General features: G+C 30.3%; 18 protein-coding genes. 6 read left to right on the top strand and 12 right to left on the bottom strand.

The features are described 5' to 3' along the window. Nucleotides 1–115: 115 nt before the first annotated feature. The gene (locus L3X37_RS07505) at nucleotides 116–367 is read left to right on the top strand and encodes a DUF1456 family protein (protein ID WP_237239551.1); all 252 of its coding nucleotides are present in this window, start codon (nucleotides 116–118) and stop codon (nucleotides 365–367) included. 25 nt (nucleotides 368–392) lie between these two features. Here the strand turns inward: L3X37_RS07505 and L3X37_RS07500 are convergent, their stop codons facing one another. Together L3X37_RS07500 and sucC are read right to left on the bottom strand one after the other, a co-directional pair. Beyond that, nucleotides 393–731, bottom strand: coding sequence for a hypothetical protein (locus tag L3X37_RS07500; RefSeq protein ID WP_237239550.1), 339 nt, complete (start codon nucleotides 729–731; stop codon nucleotides 393–395). 172 nt (nucleotides 732–903) lie between these two features. Continuing rightward, nucleotides 904–2,094: an ADP-forming succinate--CoA ligase subunit beta gene (sucC, locus tag L3X37_RS07495; protein ID WP_237239549.1), complete on the bottom strand. Its 1,191-nt coding sequence runs from the start codon at nucleotides 2,092–2,094 to the stop codon at nucleotides 904–906. A 202-nt stretch (nucleotides 2,095–2,296) separates the two neighbouring features. Here sucC and lysA point away from each other — a divergent pair, with 202 nt between their 5' ends. From lysA to L3X37_RS07470, 5 genes are all read left to right on the top strand, one after another. Beyond that, the gene (gene lysA / locus L3X37_RS07490; protein ID WP_237239548.1) at nucleotides 2,297–3,532 is read left to right on the top strand and encodes a diaminopimelate decarboxylase; all 1,236 of its coding nucleotides are present in this window, start codon (nucleotides 2,297–2,299) and stop codon (nucleotides 3,530–3,532) included. Nucleotides 3,533–3,665: 133 nt separating this feature from the next. Next, on the top strand, nucleotides 3,666–4,589 hold the full coding sequence (locus L3X37_RS07485) for a sterol desaturase family protein (protein WP_237239547.1): 924 nt from the start codon (nucleotides 3,666–3,668) through the stop codon (nucleotides 4,587–4,589). Between the two features lie 367 nt (nucleotides 4,590–4,956). After that, nucleotides 4,957–6,162, top strand: coding sequence for a multidrug effflux MFS transporter (locus L3X37_RS07480; protein ID WP_237239546.1), 1,206 nt, complete (start codon nucleotides 4,957–4,959; stop codon nucleotides 6,160–6,162). A 93-nt stretch (nucleotides 6,163–6,255) separates the two neighbouring features. Next, on the top strand, nucleotides 6,256–8,178 hold the full coding sequence (locus L3X37_RS07475) for a transglutaminase-like domain-containing protein (RefSeq protein WP_237239545.1): 1,923 nt from the start codon (nucleotides 6,256–6,258) through the stop codon (nucleotides 8,176–8,178). Between the two features lie 7 nt (nucleotides 8,179–8,185). Next, on the top strand, nucleotides 8,186–10,381 hold the full coding sequence (locus L3X37_RS07470) for a DUF3858 domain-containing protein (RefSeq protein ID WP_237239544.1): 2,196 nt from the start codon (nucleotides 8,186–8,188) through the stop codon (nucleotides 10,379–10,381). 91 nt (nucleotides 10,382–10,472) lie between these two features. On the opposite strand, the gene L3X37_RS07465 is transcribed toward L3X37_RS07470, so the two are convergent. From L3X37_RS07465 to recN, 10 genes are all read right to left on the bottom strand, one after another. Next, entirely contained in the window at nucleotides 10,473–12,224 is a 1,752-nt protein-coding gene (locus L3X37_RS07465; protein ID WP_237239610.1) for a sodium:solute symporter family protein, read from the bottom strand. A 19-nt stretch (nucleotides 12,225–12,243) separates the two neighbouring features. After that, on the bottom strand, nucleotides 12,244–12,501 hold the full coding sequence (locus L3X37_RS07460) for a DUF4212 domain-containing protein (protein WP_237239543.1): 258 nt from the start codon (nucleotides 12,499–12,501) through the stop codon (nucleotides 12,244–12,246). After that, nucleotides 12,498–13,877, bottom strand: a complete 1,380-nt coding sequence (locus L3X37_RS07455; RefSeq protein ID WP_237239542.1) for an alanine/glycine:cation symporter family protein — start codon at nucleotides 13,875–13,877, stop codon at nucleotides 12,498–12,500. The genes L3X37_RS07460 and L3X37_RS07455 overlap by 4 nt, the downstream gene beginning before the upstream one ends. A 239-nt stretch (nucleotides 13,878–14,116) precedes the next feature. Further along, nucleotides 14,117–14,818, bottom strand: a complete 702-nt coding sequence (locus L3X37_RS07450) for a response regulator transcription factor (RefSeq protein WP_237239541.1) — start codon at nucleotides 14,816–14,818, stop codon at nucleotides 14,117–14,119. A gap of 2 nt (nucleotides 14,819–14,820) precedes the next feature. Next, the gene (locus L3X37_RS07445; protein ID WP_237239609.1) at nucleotides 14,821–16,398 is read right to left on the bottom strand and encodes a sensor histidine kinase; all 1,578 of its coding nucleotides are present in this window, start codon (nucleotides 16,396–16,398) and stop codon (nucleotides 14,821–14,823) included. Nucleotides 16,399–16,477: 79 nt separating this feature from the next. Continuing rightward, on the bottom strand, nucleotides 16,478–17,062 hold the full coding sequence (gene coaE / locus L3X37_RS07440; RefSeq protein ID WP_237239540.1) for a dephospho-CoA kinase: 585 nt from the start codon (nucleotides 17,060–17,062) through the stop codon (nucleotides 16,478–16,480). Further along, nucleotides 17,059–18,024, bottom strand: coding sequence for a YbbR-like domain-containing protein (locus tag L3X37_RS07435; protein WP_237239539.1), 966 nt, complete (start codon nucleotides 18,022–18,024; stop codon nucleotides 17,059–17,061). Before L3X37_RS07435 ends, coaE begins: the two co-directional genes overlap by 4 nt. Further along, complete coding sequence (locus tag L3X37_RS07430; protein ID WP_237239538.1) at nucleotides 18,021–19,028, bottom strand: glycosyltransferase family 2 protein; 1,008 nt, start codon at nucleotides 19,026–19,028, stop codon at nucleotides 18,021–18,023. Before L3X37_RS07430 ends, L3X37_RS07435 begins: the two co-directional genes overlap by 4 nt. A 241-nt stretch (nucleotides 19,029–19,269) precedes the next feature. Continuing rightward, a complete protein-coding gene (locus L3X37_RS07425; protein ID WP_237239537.1) occupies nucleotides 19,270–20,085 on the bottom strand; it encodes an enoyl-ACP reductase FabI in 816 nt (271 codons plus the stop codon). Between the two features lie 56 nt (nucleotides 20,086–20,141). Beyond that, nucleotides 20,142–21,797, bottom strand: a complete 1,656-nt coding sequence (gene recN, locus L3X37_RS07420) for a DNA repair protein RecN (RefSeq protein WP_237239536.1) — start codon at nucleotides 21,795–21,797, stop codon at nucleotides 20,142–20,144. Nucleotides 21,798–21,802: the final 5 nt, after the last annotated feature.

Below are 21,802 nucleotides of genomic sequence, written 5' to 3'. Positions count from 1 at the left end.
AACAATAAAATTAATATTTAAAGTATCTTTATAAAAAATTAAAAACGCTAGTCAGGCATATTTGTAAAAAGCAAATCGATAAAATACATACTTAAAAAATTAATAAATGTAACCTATGACAAATAATGATATTTTAAAAAAGCTTCGTGTAGCCTTAAAATTAAGAGATGATGATATTGTAAAGATTTTAGGTCTAGTAGATTTTAGAATTTCTAAAAGTGAACTTGGAGCTTTTTTTAGAAGAGAAGACCATCCAAAATACATGGAATGTGGGGACCAAATTCTACGAAATTTTTTAAATGGTTTAGTTGTTCATTTACGAGGACCAATGCCCCAAAAAGGAAAACAAAAAAAAAGCAACTCATAAAAGTTGCTTTTTTTGTTTAATTATACTATTTGCTAGGTTGAAATCTAATTGGAATAACAAACATTTTTTTATCTGTATTTGATTTAGCTTTTAACTTCACATAATTTAACTTGTTTTTAATAAAGCTATCAATTTGTCGATTATCTGAATCTACAGAAAGTACGACCATTTCATGATTATCGTTTAATGCAAACTTTACAAAAACCAAAACTTCTTCTTTTAGATCTAAATTTGGATTTTTTAAAAGCTTTGCAACTTCTTTCGCTACTGATGATGATTTTGGTAATTCTTTGTTTGTGCTTGCAGAAAGTACACTACTAATTGAAATTGCTAATACTAGCAATAATGATTTGATTTTTTTCATAATTATTCGTTTTAATGATTGTTGATACTATTAAAGACGATTAAAACACAGCTATTGTTACGCTAAAGCCCTCATTTAACCTCAATTTAACACAAAAACGAGCTTGATGTTAATAAAAACAAAAGCCCATATCAAAAAGATACAGGCTTTTTCAAAAATATTTTTAAACTATTTAACCTAAAACTTGTTGAACTTTATCAGCAGCTTCTTGAAATTCGGTTGCACTCATTACATCCAACCCTGAATTGTCAATTAATTCTTTTGCAATATCAGCATTTGTTCCCTGTAATCGTACAATAATAGGTACATTAATATTACCCATATTTTTGTAAGCATCGATAACACCCTGTGCCACACGGTCGCAACGCACAATGCCTCCAAAAATATTAATTAAAATAGCTTTAACTGCTGGGTCTTTTAAAATTATTTTAAAAGCAGCTTCAACACGAGCAGCATCTGCAGTACCACCAACATCTAAAAAGTTAGCTGGTTCTCCTCCGGCTTGCTTTATTAAATCCATAGTAGCCATAGCAAGTCCAGCACCATTTACCATACAACCTACATTTCCATCAAGGTCAACATAGTTTAAGCCTAATTCTCCAGCTTCAACTTCTATAGCGCTTTCTTCTCTTATATCACGTAAATCAACATAATTTTTATGTCTGTATAAAGCATTATCGTCAATAGTTACTTTAGCATCAACAGCCATTATTTTATTATCGCTAGTTTTTAAAACTGGGTTTATTTCGAATAAAGAAGAATCTGATTTTACATAAGCTGTATAAAGATTAATAACAAACGTAGTCATTTCTTTAAACGCTAATCCAGATAACCCTAAATTAAAAGCAACTCGCCTTGCTTGAAATGGCATTAAGCCAACAGCAGGATCAATCTCCTCGGTAAATATTAAATGTGGTGTTTCTTCTGCAACAGTTTCAATGTCCATACCGCCTTCGGTAGAATACATAATCATATTTCTACCAGTGCCACGGTTTAATAAAACCGACATATAAAACTCATTCGTTTCACTTTCACCAGGGTAATATACATCTTCAGCAATTAAAACTTGATGTACTTTTTTACCTTCAGCAGATGTTTGAGGTGTAATTAAGTTCATCCCAATAATTTGTCCTGCAATGGTTTCTACTTCTTGTAAATTTTTAGCAAGTTTAACGCCTCCACCTTTACCACGACCGCCAGCATGAACTTGTGCTTTAATTACATGCCAACTTGTACCTGTTTCTTGGGTTAATTGCTTAGCAGCTGCAACAGCTTCTTGTGCATTTTGAGCAACAATACCGCGCTGTATACGCACACCAAAAGTGCTTAAAATTTCTTTACCTTGATATTCGTGTAAATTCATAATTTGCTTAAAAGTTTAAGATGCGCAAATGTAAATAATAGCTATTAATTAAGCTAATATTTTATTTATGAATATAGAATTTAAAAGTTGAAATTGGCCGTGTGTTAAATAATTAACATTATGTTTAATTTGATTAATTTTGTGGTTTTTAATTTTATATTGAAAATAAAAAAATACCTTTGAAAAAAAATATTGTTTAAGTATGACCAATAATGAATTGCTAAATATAGCCAAAGAACATGGGAGTCCTGTATATGTTTATGATGCAGATAAAATTGCAACACAATATAATAGCTTAATTAATGCATTTAAAAGTGTTAAAACATTAAAAATTAATTATGCTGTAAAAGCGCTATCAAATATTTCTATTTTAAAACTATTTAAAAGTTTAGGTTCTGGAATTGATACCGTTTCAATCCAAGAAGTGCAATTGGGTTTAGCTGCTGGCTTTTTACCAGAAGAAATTATTTTTACACCAAATGGTGTGTCTTTGACAGAAGTTGAAGAAGCTGCAAAATTAGGTGTTCAAATTAACATTGATAATCTAGCTATTTTAGAACAGTTTGGAACAAAGCATCCAGACGTTCCTGTTTGCATTAGAATTAATCCACATGTTATGGCTGGCGGAAATAGTAATATTTCAGTAGGTCATATCGATTCTAAATTTGGTATATCCATACATCAAATACCACATTTATTACGCATTGTAGAGAATACAAGAATGACTATCAATGGTATTCACATGCATACAGGTAGCGATATTTTAGATATTGATGTATTTTTATACGCTAGTGAAATACTTTTTGAAACAGCAAAACAATTTAACAATCTTGACTTTATAGATTTTGGCTCTGGTTTTAAAGTCCCTTACAAGGTAGGTGATATTGAAACGAATATTGAAGAATTGGGTAAAAAACTATCTTCAAAATTTAACCAGTTTTGCAAAGAATATGGCAAAGAACTAACCTTAGCTTTCGAACCTGGTAAATTTTTAGTTAGCGAATCGGGTAAATTTTTAACTACTGTAAATGCTGTAAAACAAACTACTTCAACAGTTTTTGCTCAAGTAGATTCTGGGTTTAACCATTTAATTCGTCCTATGTTTTATGGGTCTCATCACGATATAACAAACATATCAAACCCTAATGGACGTGAACGTTTTTATACGGTTGTAGGTTATATTTGTGAAACCGATACCTTTGGAAACAATAGACGCATTAACGAAATTAGAGAAGGGGATGTTTTATGTTTTAAAAATGCAGGTGCTTACTGTTTCTCAATGGCTAGTAATTACAATTCTCGTTACAGACCAGCCGAGGTTTTGTGGTATAACAAAAAAGCACATTTAATACGAAAAAGAGAAACTTTTGATGATATTTTAAAAAACCAAATCGAAATTGACTTTATTAAAAGAAAAGAAGCAGCTTTAGTAAAATAAGAATCTTAATTAAAGATAATTAATGCTTTATTAGTTCGTTTAAGTAGATTTAGGGTTTTTATTTTTAAATACCTAGTCGATTATCTTGTAAGAATAAAAATTCGTCCTATTTTTGAGCAATTAATACTATTAAATGAATTTCACTAACCCATTAGTATATGGTGTCCCTTGTTTTCTTGCTCTTATCCTAGTAGAATTAACCTATAGCAAACAACATAACAAAAGTAAATACTTATACAAATGGAAAGATTTATTTGCTAGTCTTACAATGGGTATAGGCTCAACTATTCTAGCTCCTCTTACCAAAACTATAGCAGCTATAGTTCTATTTGAGTATGTCTATGAAGTTTTTAATCCAGAAATTGAGGGCATTCGCACAAATATTATGGGTTGGGAATCGTTTGGGTATGCTTGGTATATTTGGTTAATTTGCCAATTGTTAGACGATTTTAGTTATTATTGGTTTCATCGTCAAAATCATAATGTCCGCATACTTTGGGCAGCACATATAGTACATCATTCATCAGAAAATTTTAATTTAGGTACAGCGGTTAGAAATGGTTGGTTTACAATTTTTTATAAGCCCTTTTTCTATATGTGGATTCCTGCATTAGGTTTCCCTCCAGAAATGCTTGTTGTTTGTTTAGGGATTGAGGCATTATGGCAGTTTCAGTTACACACAATTTATATTCCAAAAATGGGAATACTTGAAAAAGTATTTAACACCCACACCATGCATCAAGTACATCATGCTCAAAATTTAGAATACATGGATAAAAATCATGGCGGATTTCTAAATGTTTTTGATAAACTCTTCGGAACTTGGAAAGAGCTTGACAGTAGTATTAATATAAAATATGGGGTTTCTCATCCACCAAATTCATACAACCCCTTAGTTATATTAACACATGAATATAAAGATATTTGGAACGACATGAAAAAGTCTAAAAACTGGTACCATAAATTCATGTATGCTTTTGCTGCCCCTGGGTGGAGTCATGATGGAAGTACTTTAACTATAAAGCAACAGCAAAAATTATACAGGGAGAACTTATAATTTACTCCTTCCCTTTAAATTAAGTGCTTTTAACTATTTTAACATCATTCTATTCAACTGATTTACAAACAAGCAAGATTACAGAGTTGCTAGCTTTACTCGGACATAAAATTTAAGACCGTTTGTTGTAAGTGCAACCTATAGATGTGGCCATGTCGGGGCTTTTTAGTTGGGAACTTATTTTTTTAATAAATGCTATTGCTCCGTTGTTAACTTTAATACTGATTCAGTTTATAAAATTTCTATTGTTTTAGATTCCCATTTTCAAGTGAATTAGAATCTCAGCGTAAACTCCGTTGCAAGCATACAGGGAATTCTTTTCGAGCAAAAATAATTTTGCCTTACTAATTTACTCTATTTTTGCTCAATGCAAAACAACAACTCTTTTAAGTTCGAATTTGTTGCACTAATGGCATCTTTAATGTCTATAGTAGCTTTATCTATTGATGCTTTATTACCAGCTTTATCAGAAATTGGTAGCGATTTAGGTGTTACAAATCCTGCTAATAACCAACTGCTGATTACAATGATTTTTTTGGGTTTGGGTTTTGGACAGCTTCTTTTTGGACCATTATCTGATAGTTTTGGGAGAAAACCTATTGTGTATTTTGGATTTATAGTTTTTATTATAGCAAGTATTATTTGTGTTACCACTAACAGTTTTGAAATAATGATAATTGGGCGCATCTTTCAAGGTGTTGGATTATCTTCTCCGAGAAGCTTGAGTATTTCTATGATTAGAGATTCTTACAGCGGAGATTATATGGCTAAAATATTATCAATAGTGGTGATGTTTTTTATTTTAGTCCCAGTGGTTGCACCAACTTTAGGTCAGTTTTTAATTAACCTTTACAACTGGGAATCTGTATTTTATTTCAATTTACTATTTGGTGTTTTAATAATAATTTGGTTTTGGCTAAGGCAACCTGAAACACTAGAAAAGGATAAGCGTATCAAATTTACTAGTCATCTTTTTATTGATGGTACAAAGGAGTTTTTTAAACATAAAGATGCTGTTGCTTTTACTTTAGTTTCTGGGTTTATAACAGGATCGTTTATGGTATATTTAAGCACCTCGCAACAAATTTTTCAAGAGCAATACAATTTAGCAGATATGTTTCCTTATATTTTTGCAAGTTTAGCCATATCCGTTGGATTAGCTACATTTTTAAATAGTAGAGTCGTTGTTAAATATGGCATGCTTAAAATTGCTTATGTGTCTTGTATAGCCTACGCTATCATTTCTGTTTTGTATGTAGTTATATTTTCATCTGGAGAAAATCCAAGTATAGCAGTTTTACTAAGCTTTTTTGCGCTACAATTTTTTGCCGTTGGCTTTTTATTCGGGAATTTACGAGCTTTGGCCATGCAACCTTTAGGGCATATAGCTGGTATTGGAGCTGCAATAAATGGATTTATATCAACAGTAATGGCTGTTCCTATTGCAAATTACATTGGTAGTTTTGTAACGACTTCAGTATTACCACTATTTATTGGGTTTTCAATTTTTGGTGTTTTATCGCTTTTAGTTTTTATAGGAGTGAAAAGAAAAACAGGTATTATAAATATATAATCATCTGTTTTTCTTGAAAAATAATCCGATTTTAACAAAATATTTTTCCTGAACTAATGTGAAAGTATATATTAGCATTTTATAATTTTCAATATGCATAAAACAGTATTTTTCCTTACACTTATAACACTATTTTCAAATTATAGTTTTTCTCAAAAAAAAATTGAACCATCCTCAGAAGATAAATATACTGCCAAAGCATTAAAAGAAAAGTATCCTGACGATTCAGTTGTTCTTCTAAAAAGTGAAGATTATATCACTTTCGACTTTAATAAAAAAGAAGATAAAGTTGCTGTAAATCAAGAATCAACTGAATCAATGATTAATATAGATTCTAGATCAAATATTCAAAAATATTGCTTCTATGATGGGCAAAGCATCATTGACAAGTTTGAAATTAAAAATAAGAATAATAAAAAAGCTAGTATATATGTCAAAGATGAAGCATACACAAGTGAAGACTTATTTCATAATGACACCCGAGTAAAATATGCAAACATTAGTTTTCCGCTTTTGGGTTATAAGTTTAAAACCTATATTTCAAAAGAGTATCATGATATAAAATATTTTACTAAACTTTATTTTAACGATGACTATCCTGTAGTCAAAAAAATCATAAAAATTGAAGTTCCAAATTGGCTTGAACTTGAATTAAGAGAAATTAATTTTGAAGGGTATTCAATAAAAAAGAATATTACTAAAGACCCTAAAAAAGGTTCTAAGACTTACATTTTTACTTTAGAAAATATTCCTTCATTTTATAAAGAGAATAGTACACCAGGTCCAACATATATATATCCACATATTTTAGTTTTAGCGAAGTCTCATACATTTAACGAGGAAAAAAAACATATTTTTAATTCTACTCAAGATTTATATGATTGGTATAAATCTCTGGTTAACACCTTAGAAAATGACAATACATCAATAAAAGATAAGGTAAAATCACTTACAGAAAATGCTAAAAATGATGAAGAAAAAATTAAAAACATTTACTATTGGGTACAAGATAACATTCGATATATTGCTTTTGAAGATGGTATAGCAGGTTTTAAGCCCGATGAAGCTTCTAATGTTTTTAACAAAAAATACGGAGATTGTAAAGGTATGGCAAACTTAACTAAACAAATGCTTATTGAAGCTGGTTTTGATGCGCGATTAACATGGCTAGGAACAAAAAGAATTGCTTACGACTACTCTACACCTAATTTATCTGTAGATAATCATATGATTTGCTCACTTTTTAAAGATGGAAAAATATTTTTTTTAGATGGTACTGAAAAATTTAATGCATATGGTGAATATGCAGATCGAATTCAAGGTAAACAAGTGCTTATTGAAAATGGTGACGATTTTATACTTAAAACGGTTCCAGAAGTTACCGCTAATTTTAATAAAGAAATATTTAGCTATAACTTAAGCTTAAATAATGATACTCTTGAGGGTACAGTTTCAAAAAACTTTAATGGAGAAAGTAGAACTGGATTACTCTATAGTTTTGATACTTTGAAAAATGATAAAAAAGAAGAGTTTTTAGAATACTATTTAAACAATGGCAATACAAACATAAAAATTTCTGATATTGAAACAACCGATTTATTAAATAGAGAATTAAATTTAAATATATCATATAATATTAGTGTTAAAAATGCGGTTTCTTCATTTGACGATGATATTTATATTGACATAGATTTTGATAAAGAATTAGAAAATTTTCAATTAGAAAAAAGAAATACAGATTACGTTTTTAGTTTTAAAAGATCCTTAGAAACAACAACTTCTTTAAAAATACCTCCTGGTTATTCAATTACTCAAATACCTAAAGACATAAGTATTTCAAGTAAGAATTACGATATGTATGTTACGGTTACTAAAACCAATAATGTAATTACTTATAAAAAGTCTTTCAAAATTAAAAACGCCAAAATTGAAACATCAGATTTTAAAGAATGGAATGAATTTATTTCCAAACTAAAAAGTGTTTACAACGAACAAATCGTATTAACCAAACAATAAATCAAACATGAAAATTAGAATACTACTTACACTATTTCTCGTTTTTTCTTTAACCAGCATAGGTCAAACAAAACAAGAATTAAAAGTTAAAGACTTTTTTTGGGGAGAAAATGACACTCATAAAAATGCTAATGAAATACCTGATAAATGGAAAAACGAATCGGCAGTTATTATTTATAAAAACGAAAATTATGACTTTCATAAGTTTGGCAAAAGTGTTACCTATATAACCTCTACAAGAAAACGTATAAAATTATTAGACAAATCTGCTGTAAAAGAATTTTCAGAATTTTCTTTTTCAGACTTATTTAAAGAACCAAGCAAGGTTATTGTTTTTCCAATTCCGGTAGTATTTAAAGTTAAGCAACATACAGGAAGCTTTGTAGGAATAAAAATAATTAAACCTAATGGCAATGAAATAGAAATAGATGTTAAGAAAGAGTCTGTGCAAGTAGATGGAAAAACTAACATAGCAATTTCTAACTTAGAAGTTGGAGATATTATAGATTACTATATATACAAGGAAGATTCTTTTAAATCTACATACGCTTTTGGTTTTGACCCTGTTGAAACTACTTTATCTGAAGACTATCCCATAATTGATTTTAAACTATTTTTTGAAACTGAAAATGACTTCTTTATAAACTTTAATTCATATAACGGTGCTCCAGAGTTAAAAAACATTCCAACGGAAAAGAAAAGTTTTAGACGCTATAGCTTAGAAGCTTCAAATATTGACAAATATATTTCGAATAGATGGTTTTATCCATTATTGGACCTTCCTTCTTATAAATTTCAAGTTTATTTTGCACGTTCAGGAAAATTTGAAGATAGAGCCTTGGCGTTCTTACCTGAAAAAGAAAACATCATTAAAAAAAGTGTTACTAAAGAAGAGGTTCTAGATTTATACGATAAACGCTTCAAACCAGATGGAGATATCGGTGATATTAAAGATTTTTTTAAAGATAAAACTTTTAAAAATAATAACGAAAAAGTAACGTCCGCCTACTATTATATGAGGCACTACTATTTAACACGTTTTATTGAAGCTATAGTTATTGATGATGCAGGAATTAGATATAACCCATATACTTATTATGGTTCTAACCCTGTATTTATTAGAAATCAAAAACAATTTATTAGACATTTTACAGAATTTTTAAAGCGTGAAAAAATTGGCTTTGAAATAGTGGTAGCAAAAAAACGATTTGATGGTAGTATAAGTGATTTATTGATTGAGAAAAATGTAAATGTTCTTTTAAAAGTAAATACCAAAACCCCCATTTATGTCGAATATTTTGGACCACATACTTCAGTAAACCAATTCTCTCCAATTCTTGAAGGTACAGACGTTTATTTAATGTCAGCTTCTAAAAATAAAATTGATGAAATTAAAAAAGGTAAATTACCCATTAGTTCTCAGGCTCAAAACGAAAGTAAAAGAAATATAACATTAAAAATAAATGACGCTTTTTCGGAGGTATCCATTAGTACTGTAAATAGTTTCAAAGGTCATCAAAAAGAAGATAAACTATCAGAAAGATTACTTTTTACAGATTATGTAAATGAAGATTATAAAAAGTTTGGTACTAAATCATTCATAAATCATGTTAAACGTAAAAAAGATAAGGCTAAGTATAAAAAAGCATTAGATGCACTGATTGAAAAACTTAAAATAAAGCGTGAAGAAAGATTAAAGAAAAATATTGAATCTGAATTTAAAGTTAATGATATTGAAGATTATACTTTTGAAATTAAAGAAACTGGTCGTTATGGTTTAGATTCATATTTAACTTACACCGAATCTTTTAAAGCAAAAAATACTTTTATTAAAAAGGCTGGGCCAAATTACATTGTTGAAATAGGAAAGTTAATTACAGCACAAATTGATTTAACCGATAAAGAACGTTCTAGAACTGAAAATATACATATGAATTATCCAAGAAGCTATAATAACAAAATTATTTTTAATATTCCAGATGGCTACTCAGTTTTAGGTATAGATAAATTAAATAAGTCTATAAATAATAAAACAGGAGCTTTTATAAGTTCAGCTAAAATTGAAGAAAACACACTTATAGTAAAGACCTCTAAACAATATAAAAATAACTACGAACCAAATTCAAATTGGCATTTAATGGTTGAATTTTTAGATGCTGCTAATCAGTTTACAAATGAAAAAATACTATTGAAGAAAAAATAATTTTCAATATAATATTAATAAAACCTCTTTCAGTATTTCTCCTTTTTGAAAAATACTGAAAGAGGTTTTTAATATCTACTACACATTATTATTAATGCGTAGCTTCTCCTGCTCCACTTGGTATCCTAATGTTTTCTACAATCTCTTGAACCTCTTTTGGTGGTGCTTTTGTAAACTTCATAATAGTAATAGACACTATAAAATTAAGAACCATAGCTACTGTACCAAAGCCTTCTGGTGAAATCCCAAACCACCATTCGCTTTTATCTGGCAACACATCATCAAACCACCCCAGTTTATATTTAATCATATATAATAACATGGCTGTAATACCAACAACCATACCTGCAATAGCACCTTCTTTATTCATGCGTTTATAAAAAATTCCTAAAATAATAGCTGGAAAGAATGACGCTGCAGCTAACCCAAAGGCAAGTGCAACAGTTGCAGCTACAAAACCAGGTGGATTAATTCCAAAATAACCAGCTACACAAACAGCAACTACCGCGGATAAACGTGCTGCAACTAATTCGCCTTTTTCAGATATTTTAGGATTTATCATTTTCTTAATTAAATCATGAGAAACCGAAGAAGAAATCACCAGTAATAATCCAGCAGCAGTAGATAGGGCTGCTGCTAGAGCACCTGCTGCTACTAAAGCTATTACCCAATTTGGTAATTGTGCAATTTCAGGGTTGGCTAAGACCATAATATCGTTATCTATATATAACTCATTTTCGGTATTTGGGTTTGGTTTACTAAAATCAAATTTGCCATCATCACCTTTTAAAAAAGCATCACCTGACAAATACGTAACGAGACCGTCATCATTTTTATCATTAAACACAACTAATTTTGTTGTTTCCCATTTTTTAAACCACTCGGGTACATTAGCATAAGGTTGATTTGAAACCGTTTCAATCATATTGGTTCTAGCAAAAACAGCAACTGCTGGAGCTGTTGTATATAAAATTACGATTAATAATAAGGCGATTCCGGCAGATTTTCTAGCATCTTTTACACGTTTTACAGTAAAAAAACGTACGATAACATGAGGTAAACCAGCGGTTCCAACCATTAAAGCTAATGTAATAGCAAATACGTCTATTAATGATTTTGAACCTTCCGTATATTCAGAAAAACCAAGTTCGGTGCTTAAACCATCTAACTTATCTAGTAAATAAGTTCCTGAACCATCTGCTAATTCACTTCCAAATCCTAATTGCGGAATGGGATTTCCTGTCATTTGAATAGATATAAAAATAGCAGGCACCATAAATGCAAATATTAATACACAATATTGAGCAACCTGGGTATAAGTTATACCTTTCATTCCTCCTAAAACAGCATAAAACAGTACGATAATCATACCTATAATGACACCAGTATTTATATCAACTTCTAAAAAACGAGAAAATACAAGTCCAACACCACGCATTTGACCTGCTACATAAGTAAACGATACTAATAAGGCACAAAATACGGCGACAATACGTGCTATTTTAGAGTAATATCTATCTCCTATAAAATCGGGTACTGTAAATTTCCCAAACTTTCTTAAATAAGGGGCTAATAGTAATGCCAATAGCACATAACCACCAGTCCAACCCATTAGATAAACGGCACCATCGTATCCTGCAAACGATATAATACCTGCCATAGATATAAAAGACGCAGCACTCATCCAATCAGCAGCAGTTGCCATTCCATTTGCTAATGGCGAAACACCTCCTCCAGCTACATAAAAATCTTTTGTTGATCCTGCTCTACTCCAAATAGCAATACCTATATACAAAGTAAAGGTTAAACCAACTAAAATGTATGTCCAATTTTGAACGCCAATAGCTTCTATTAATAATGCATTATTCATCATAACCATATTTTTTATCGAGTTTATTCATTAACCTAACATATACAAAAATAAGGACAACAAATACATACATAGAGCCTTGTTGTGCAAACCAAAATCCAAGTTTAAATCCGCCTATTTTAACTTCATTTAAAGCCTCTTTAAAAATGATTCCTGCACCAAATGAGACCAAAAACCAAATAGCTAATAGTATAAGAACAATTCTAATATTTTCTTTCCAGTATGCTTTGGGTTTTTCTTGATTAATCATAATTTATTTTCTTTTAAACGCGCTTTATAAGCAGCTAATTCTTTTACAACTTTCGGAGCCAATATTATTGTAGCTAACATAGTAGGAATGGCCATTAATGCAAATACCCCATCAATAAGATTTATCATCATATCCAATGTTGTTGTTGCTCCTAAAATTATACTTGCAATATAAAAATAGTTATAGTAATGCTTTTTATCCGCACCAATTAAAAACGACAAACATTTTGAGCCATAATATGAATATGAAAATAGAGAAGAAATACTAAACACTGCAATACAAACTAACAACAAATACTTACCATATTCTGGCATAGCTTCGCCAAAAGCAGAAGCCGTTAAACTTACCCCATTATTTGATGTGGTTTCCCAAACGCCAGTAACTAAAATAGCTAAAGCAGTAAGTGTACAAACAATTAAAGTATCAATTGCTGGTCCTAACATAGCTACTAAACCTTCGCGAACAGGTTCATCAGTTTTTGCTGCGCCATGAGCTAAAGGTGCGGTACCAATACCAGCTTCGTTTGAAAAAGCACCACGTTTAATTCCTAGTAAAATTAATCCGCCTAAAACACCACCAAAAAAAGCATCGCCTTTAAAATTATTAGCAGCAAAAGCATCGGTAAAAATCATTGCAAAATATTTTGGGACAACCTCAATATTTACAATCAAAATAATAATAACAGAAACAAAATAAAGTAATACCATTCCAGGCACAAGTTTAGACGCTGTTTTACTAATAAGCCTTAAACCACCAAGTATAACAACTGCTGTAATGCTAACAAGCACCAAACCAACAATTAAATTAGATGTAAATCCAACTTCAACCCCATTAGGATATAGTAAAATATCGTTTATAGCTTGAGTAAGCTGATTAACATTAAAAACAGGTAATGCCCCAACTAAACCACAAATACTAAACATAACAGCTAATGGTTTCCAAGATTTACCCAAACCTTCTATAATAAAATACATAGGACCTCCTTGTAATTCGCCAGCACTATCTTTACCTCTAAACATAATAGCCAGAGTTGAAGTAAAAAACTTAGTAGACATACCAACAACTGCACTAATCCACATCCAAAAAACAGCTCCAGGACCACCAATTGAAATCGCCACTGCAACACCTGCAATATTTCCCATACCAATGGTGGATGATAGCGCCGTAGTTAAAGCTTGAAAATGACTAATTTGCCCAGGATCATTCGGGTCATCATATTTACCACGAAGCACTTGAATAGCATGACCAATTAAACGAAATGTTCCGAATTTTGACCGAATTAACAAATACAATCCGCCACCAATTAAAAGTATTAGCAAAGGTAATCCCCAAACTGCGCTAGAAAAATCGGCAGTGAGTTGATTAAGTCGTTCCATAAAAATTAGCTAATCTAATGTTATATATATAATAAAGATGATAAAAATATTAAAAATGTTTTACTTTCTTAAGAATATTTAAAACATATTGAAACAATAACCATTTTAAACTAAATTGATTAATTATTAAAACATATTTAAAATGGCTACGATGAGTTTTATAGCTAAATAAAATAACATTAATAACCAACCTAAAAATTACTTTTTAGACGACCTCTCATTTTTATGTATTGATGTAATTAATTAACAACCAATCTAAATCCTTCTCCATGAATGTTAAGTATTTCAACTTTATCATCTAATTTTAAGTACTTGCGCAACTTAGCAATGTATACATCCATACTACGAGAAGTAAAGTAATTATCGTCTCGCCATATTTTAGTTAGTGCCAATTCGCGGGGCATTAAATCGTTTTCATGTAGCGCTAATAATCGTAATAGTTCGTTTTCTTTTGGAGATAATTTTATAGGGTCTCCCCCATTATAACGCAAAAAACGAAGTTTAGAATTCAAATCAAAATTTCCAATTTTAAACTCAAATTGTTTACTATCAGAAATAGTTTCAGTTGCTTTACGTTGCATAATGGCTTTAATTTTCATTAAAAGCACTTCACTATCAAAAGGTTTATTTAAATAATCATCAGCACCAACTTTATATCCTTTTAAAACATCTTCTTTCATAGCCTTAGCTGTTAAGAAAACTATTGGAACATCAGTGTTTTTTTCACGGATCTCTTTAGCCAAAGTAAAGCCATCTTTATACGGCATCATAACATCAAGAATGCATAAATCGAAATCATCTTTTTTAAACTTTTCGAATCCTTCCATACCGTTTTTAGCATGAACAACATCATAATCGTTCATAATTAAATAATCTTTAAGAACTGTTCCAAAATTAGGATCATCCTCTACTAATAAAATTTTCTTTTTTTGCTCTTCCATGTTTATGTTATTATTGGAAGCCTTATTATAAATATACTTCCTTTTCCTTTTTCACTTTCTACGGTTACATGACCTTGATGGTCATCTACAATACGTTTTACATAAGCTAAGCCCAAACCATGTCCTTTAACATTATGTATGTTTCCTGTGTGTTCTCTATAAAATTTTTCAAACACGCGCTTTAAGGCAGCTTTACTCATACCGCTACCATAATCTTTTATTTTAAGCAAAATGTTGGTTCCAACATTTTCTGTAAATATTTCAATTTTTAATGTATCTGGAGAATACTTAATAGCATTATCCAAAATGTTTACTATAACATTGGTAAAGTGCATTTCGCTAGCTAAAACTGATGATTTTTCTGCGTTTAAATGCATTTTAATCGTTCCATTTCTGTCTTCAACTAAAAGCTGCACATGCGTTATAGCATCGTTTACTAAGTCGTGCAAATCTAATCTATCCTTACTAATGTTAAGTTCGTTTTTCTCTAGTTTAGATATTCTTAAAACGTTTTCAACTTGCGCATGCATACGCTTATTTTCGTCCTTTATCATGTTAAGATAACGAATAACTTTTTCTTTATCGTTTATAATTTTTGGGTTCTTTATAGAATCTAAAGCTAAATTAATAGTTGCAATAGGTGTTTTAAACTCGTGCGTCATGTTATTAATAAAATCTGTTTTAATTTCAGATATTTTACGCTGTTTTACTAACTGATATAATGCACTTGAATAAGCTAAAATGATAATTGATGTAAAAATTATCGATAATAAAATCATTCCCATTATAGATGATAATATAAACTTTTTATCATCAGGAAAATTAACTAAGAGCTTATAACTACTTCGATTATTTTCATCATAAAACAAAGGAATACTAAAAGTAGACGCTTCATATCCTTCAAAATCGTCGCTATGTACTTTTGTTGCTAATCCGTTGCTATAAATGGCAAATTCATAATCAATATCTATATCATCTGCTCTAAGTCTTTTTGATAATAAATTTTGAATTTGTTCTGCAGAAATTCTTTTATGAATAGGAAATGTTTTTGCATAAGCTTTAAAATTCTTTTCAAAATAGTTCTTTTCTGCTTCTTTAATTCTGCCACTACTCATAATATTAAGTATAGGGGTGTCACCTAAATCTTTATCATCAATTAGATCATTCCCTTTATATACTTCAAGATTTGATGTACCAGTAATTCTTTGTACAGTAATACTATCTAAACCAATGTCAAAGAGCGACGAAGATAATTTATAGTTTTCTTCTAAAACTCCAGCTCTATAAATAAGAGCCTCCTTTGTGTTGTTGTTTTGTTGATAAATAAACAATTGCGAAACAGCACTTGAATCAACTTCTTTTTCTTCTGTTATTAATTTTTGGTAAGTTTCAAACTTTTCATCAAGTTCATTTTTTTCAATGGTATTTGAAACATAACTTAGAGCCGTTTTTACTTTATGATTAAAACGCTCATCTGCATTTCTAACTGAATCTTTTATATAATAAGCCTGAACAAATATGATGCCTATAAGCGATAAACTCATTAAAATTACCAATAGGATGAATATTCTCTTGCTCATCATTCAAAATTAACATTTTAACATTTAGCGTACTTATCATTTAACCTTACATTAACAAAAATGTTAAATTTTAACACTTTTAAAGGTTTTTTAAGATTTGCTTGTGCACTTTAACAACCTGTTCTTTAGTGCTTTGTAGTGTAGTATTGTGTATAACAAAATCAGATAACTTTATTTTATCTTCATCGTTCCACTGATTTTTCATGATGGCTTTAATTTTGCGCTTTGTAGTTTGGTCGCGTTTTAGCAAACGCTCAAATCGCAAATCTATTGGTGCTGTAACAGTAATAATATAATCGCAGTTTTTGTATCCGCCATTTTCAAATAATATTGCAACTTCTTTTATTACATAAGGCGCTGTTTGCTTTAGCAGCCATTTTTTAAAATGTTTAACAACTTTAGGGTGTACAATAGCATTCATTTTTTCAAGATAACTGCTATCATTAAAAATAATATTTGCGATAAATGGTTTGTTTAATTCATCTTTAACATAAGCTTCATCTCCAAAAAGCTGAACTAGTTTACGCTTAATGATTTTAGATTTTTGCATTAAATTTTTGGCTTCTTCATCAGCAATATAAATTGGTATGCCTAAATCTGAAAATGCTTTGGCAACCGTAGTTTTTCCGTTACCAATACCACCTGTAAGTCCAACTATTATCATTCTGTTATAATAAATTCTATTTGCTGCTGATTAATTCTTACGCGCTTTGCTGTTTCCGGATATTTACTTATTTCTAGTAACAAAAAAGATTGATTATTGGTTGCTTTACTAAAATCGCACTCTACCCTAAAATCTTTTGCTTTAATGCTTTTGAAATTATTTAAACTCGTATAATAGGTAACGTTTACAGTTTTAGGAAAGTACTTTAATGTTTTATTGTTAGGAACATTTTTTATAATTACCGGAACTTTTATAGTGCCTTCTGTAAACTTTTCAACTTTGGCTGTTAATCGCACTGTTTGGTTAGAAAACTTTAAATCGTTACTGTTTATAGGTAAGTTTAATTGGACTACCTCTGTTATATCAGATTTAACATCAGTCATTTTTAAATCTTTAGTTTCAATACTATTTACTTGAGAAACTAGAACATTTGGACCAATAACTTCTATAGAATCTGGAGTTATTTTATAATAATCTACTACATCAAATCCTTGAGTAAATTGTATATCAGCATTTAAAATTACAGGTACTTTTTTAACCAAATTTACATCAAACTTAAATCGTAATGTATCGGGTGATATATTTAGTAATTCAACTTGTTTTCCAAATTGAGTACTTTCCAGCAAATAGGCTTTAGATTTGCTCCAAACAAAAGTAGAATCTATTTTATCGACATCTTTAACAAAATCAATAGCAATTTTAGGCTTATCAAAGTAATATTTAAGCCATTTAAAACCATGTGTTTTTAATGTTATATTTAAAACTGCAGCGGAATCATTTAGAATAATATTTTCTTGTGGCACATTTTTTTTATCAATTTTAAAAGTAATCGTATTGGTATATTCTTTTGATAGTTTTGTAAAGATTAAAATAACAAATGCAAAAAACAGAAACAAAAAAAACACATTTACTTTTTTGTTCTTTATTGAAGCTTTAATATCTGATTTTATTTTTTTTATCATTTAGATTTAAAGAATAATTTAGAAAAATACGCTTCGGGGTTCTTATTTAAAATACCAATTGCTATAGTGGATTTTAAAAACCCATAACCATAACCTAAAAACTGAACACTAATAGCTACTATAGACAATAACGCAACCACAATGCTTTTAGTTAATATTAAGGCCATTAAAAGCGCAATTACAAAATATAATATATAAGCTAGTATTCCCCATTTTACTTTAAAAAAAAGCATTAAAACTGAAATTAAAAAGCCTATACAAAATAACGTTGGAAACCAATACGACATTTTTTTAGTTGAAGGATGCCATTTGTTTAATATAGGACGAACTAAACCAAATTTATAAACTTGTTGGTAAAATTTACGCCAAGAAATACGGCGCTTATGATACACAAAAGCTTGAGGTATTAATTTAGTTTTAAAGCCTAAATGCCATAACCGTATTGACAAATCTGGATCTTCTCCGGGATGGATTCGTCCAAAACCTTTTGATGATAAAAAGGCTTTTTTTGAAATACCCATATTAAAACTACGCGGTTGAAACCTATTAACACTATTTTTACCACCTCGAATTCCACCTGTTGTAATAAATGAGGTCATTGAAAAATTAATAGCTTTTTGAAGATTTGTAAACGAATGGTGTGCCGCATCTGGACCACCAAAACAATCAACATAATTAGTTTTTAAACTTTTTTCTACTTCATTTAAATAATTGTTAGGCAAAATACAATCGGAATCTAAAATGATAAAATAGTTTCCTTTAGCGTGTTGCATGCCAAAATTACGCGAATCTCCAGGTCCCGAATTTTCTTTAAAATAATAAGAAATATTTAGTTTGGTTTTGTAGGTTTCAACTATAGATTTTGATGTAATATTTGATCCATCTTCAACAATTACAATCTCGTATTTAATAGCCGTTTTTAACTCAACAAAACTTTGTAAAAGCTCTTGTATTTCGTCTGGTCGATTATATACTGGAATAATAAATGAGAACTGTAATTGCATAACACAAATGTAATTAATCCTATAACAATAATTAACAAACTTGCTGCTGCTTTTAGGTTTATTACTGTTTTTGGCTGGTACGTGCAGGAGCGATAGTAGTGGTTAGCTTTTGTAAAACTTAAACCTATGGTTTTACAAAACTAGTAATGAATAGCGCGGTTTTTATTTTTTTTAATAAAAACCTGCTAAAAAATAACCACCGTAAAAACGATGGCTGGATTCATTATTAATAAATATTTTTTTATTCTTTAGTAAAAGCCTCCATAACAGCATCGCTAACGCCCATGTTACTAAAACCACCATCGTTATAGAGGTTTTGCAGGGTAACACGTTTTGTTAAATCGCTAAACAAAGACACTGTGTAATTGGCACAATCCAAAGCTGTGGCGTTGCCAAGTGGCGACATTTTATCGGCATAAGCAATAAATCCATCAAAACCTTTTACACCACTGCCTGCTGTAGTTGGTGTTGGCGATTGCGAAATGGTGTTGACACGCACCTTTTTATCGCGTCCAAAAAAATAACCAAAACTGCGCGCAACACTTTCTAAATAGGCTTTATTGTCTGCCATATCGTTATAATCTGGAAATACGCGTTGTGCTGCCATATAGGTTAGGGCTACAATGCTTCCCCACTCATTCATAGCATCTGCTTTGTATAATGTTTGCATAACTTTATGGAAGGACATGGCTGATACATCAGTACCTTTTTGTGTCCATGCGTAATTTTGGTCGGTATAGTGTTTGCCTTTTCTAACGTTTATAGACATACCAATGGAATGAAGCACAAAATCAATTTTACCACCAAGAATTTCCATAGATTGTTCTACTAGGTTTTGTAAATCTTCTTCTAATGTCGCATCAGCAGGAATAATTTGAGAACCTGTTTTTTGGGCAAGCTCATTAATTTGCCCCATGCGCATTGCAACTGGTGCGTTGGTTAATACAAATTGCCCGCCTTCTTCGTGTACACGCTCTGCGGTTTTCCAAGCAATTGAATTAGAGTCTAACGCTCCGAAAATGATTCCTTTTTTTCCTTTTAGTAAATTGTATGACATACGTTTATTGTTAAGTCGTTTGTTGTTTAGTTGCTAATGTGCTTTAAAGATAAAAATTAATTTAGTAATTCTTTTGCGTGTGCGATGGCTGATGACGACATTTCGGTACCACCTAACATTTGAGCAATCTCAACTATGCGCTCATCATGATTTAGTTTAACCAAATTGGTTTGCGTAACCTCATTTACATCTTCTTTATAAACCTTGAAATGCGAATGCCCTTTAGCTGCAATTTGTGGTAAATGTGTAATGGAAAATACCTGCATAGTTTTACTCATTTGCAGCATGATATCGCCCATTTTATTTGATATTTCGCCAGAAACACCAGTATCAATTTCATCAAACATTATTGTTGGTAATTGAATATAATTTGATAACACCGATTTTATAGCCAACATAATCCTTGACAACTCTCCACCAGATGCGGCTTTTTTAAGTTCGCTAAAGTTACCTCCTTTATTGGCAGAAAACAGGAAAGATAATTCGTCTTGTCCGTTTGCAAAAAAAGTTTCGCCATTATAAAAAATATCAATTTTAAATTGCGCATTGGGCATACCTAAACTATGTAATATAGATTGTAATTGCTCCTTTAATTGAGGAATAACTTTTAAACGCTTATTACTTATTTGCTTTGAAATATTTTTTAGTTGATTGATTTTATCTTTTATTTCTAGCTGTTTTTCTTCAATAGATGCATCTAGACTTTCGGCAATTGATACTTTTTCTTCTAATTCGTTTTTAATTTTGATTAATTCGGAAACATCACTAGCAACATGTTTCTGCATTAAATTATGCAAGGTTTTTAATTTTGAATCGACTTCTTCTAGCCTATTTGGGTCTGCTTCAAGGTTATCTTGTAACATATCAATTTCACTAAAAACATCGTCTAAATCAATTAAACTACTATTAACTCTGTTGAATAATTCGTTATACTTTGAAGAAAATACCGAAATGTTTTGCAGGTTGTTTTTTATAGTAGTAAGCGTTGTTAAAACACCTATTTGCTCCTCACTTAATAACTGGTAAGATTCTGAAAGTTTTTCTTTTATACCTTCAATATTGTTTAAAGTTTCATATTCTTCTTCAAGTGATTGTTGTTCGCCTTCTACTAAATTAGCTTCAACTAATTCGTTTAACAAAAAAGTATTATAATCATGTTCTTTTATAGCTTCAGCTTGAAAATTTAGTAGTTCTTGTAATTCGCTTTTTAGTGTTTTAAATGTTTTTAAATCTGTATTATAATTTTGTAATAATTGGTTGTTGTTGGCTAAAGCATCAATAATTTGAAACTGAAAATCGTTACTTGTTAGTTGCAAGGTTTGATGTTGCGAGTGGATGTCTATTAAACGTTCACCTAGTAACTGCAAACTACTCAAATTTACTGGAGAATCGTTAACAAATGCTCTAGATTTACCTGAAGGTAAAATTTCTCGACGTATAATGGTTAGAGGTTCATAATCAAAATCTTCTGCTTCAAAAAGTGCTTTTAAATTGTAATTTGACACTTTAAAAACGGCTTCAATAATACATTTTTTTGTAGCATCTTTTAAGCTGCTTAAATCTGCTCGTTTACCTAGAATTAATGATAACCCACCTAATAGTATCGATTTACCTGCACCTGTTTCGCCTGTAATAATTGACAAACCATTATTAAAATTGACTTGAAGATTATCAATCAAGGCATAGTTTTTTATTGAAAGTGAGGTTAGCATGGTTT

It is taken from the genome of Wocania arenilitoris (assembly GCF_021728535.1).
GTDB lineage: Bacteria > Bacteroidota > Bacteroidia > Flavobacteriales > Flavobacteriaceae > Wocania_A > Wocania_A arenilitoris.
The sequence above is the reverse complement of the archived record's forward strand: the minus strand, read 5'-3'. Positions and strand labels throughout refer to the sequence as shown.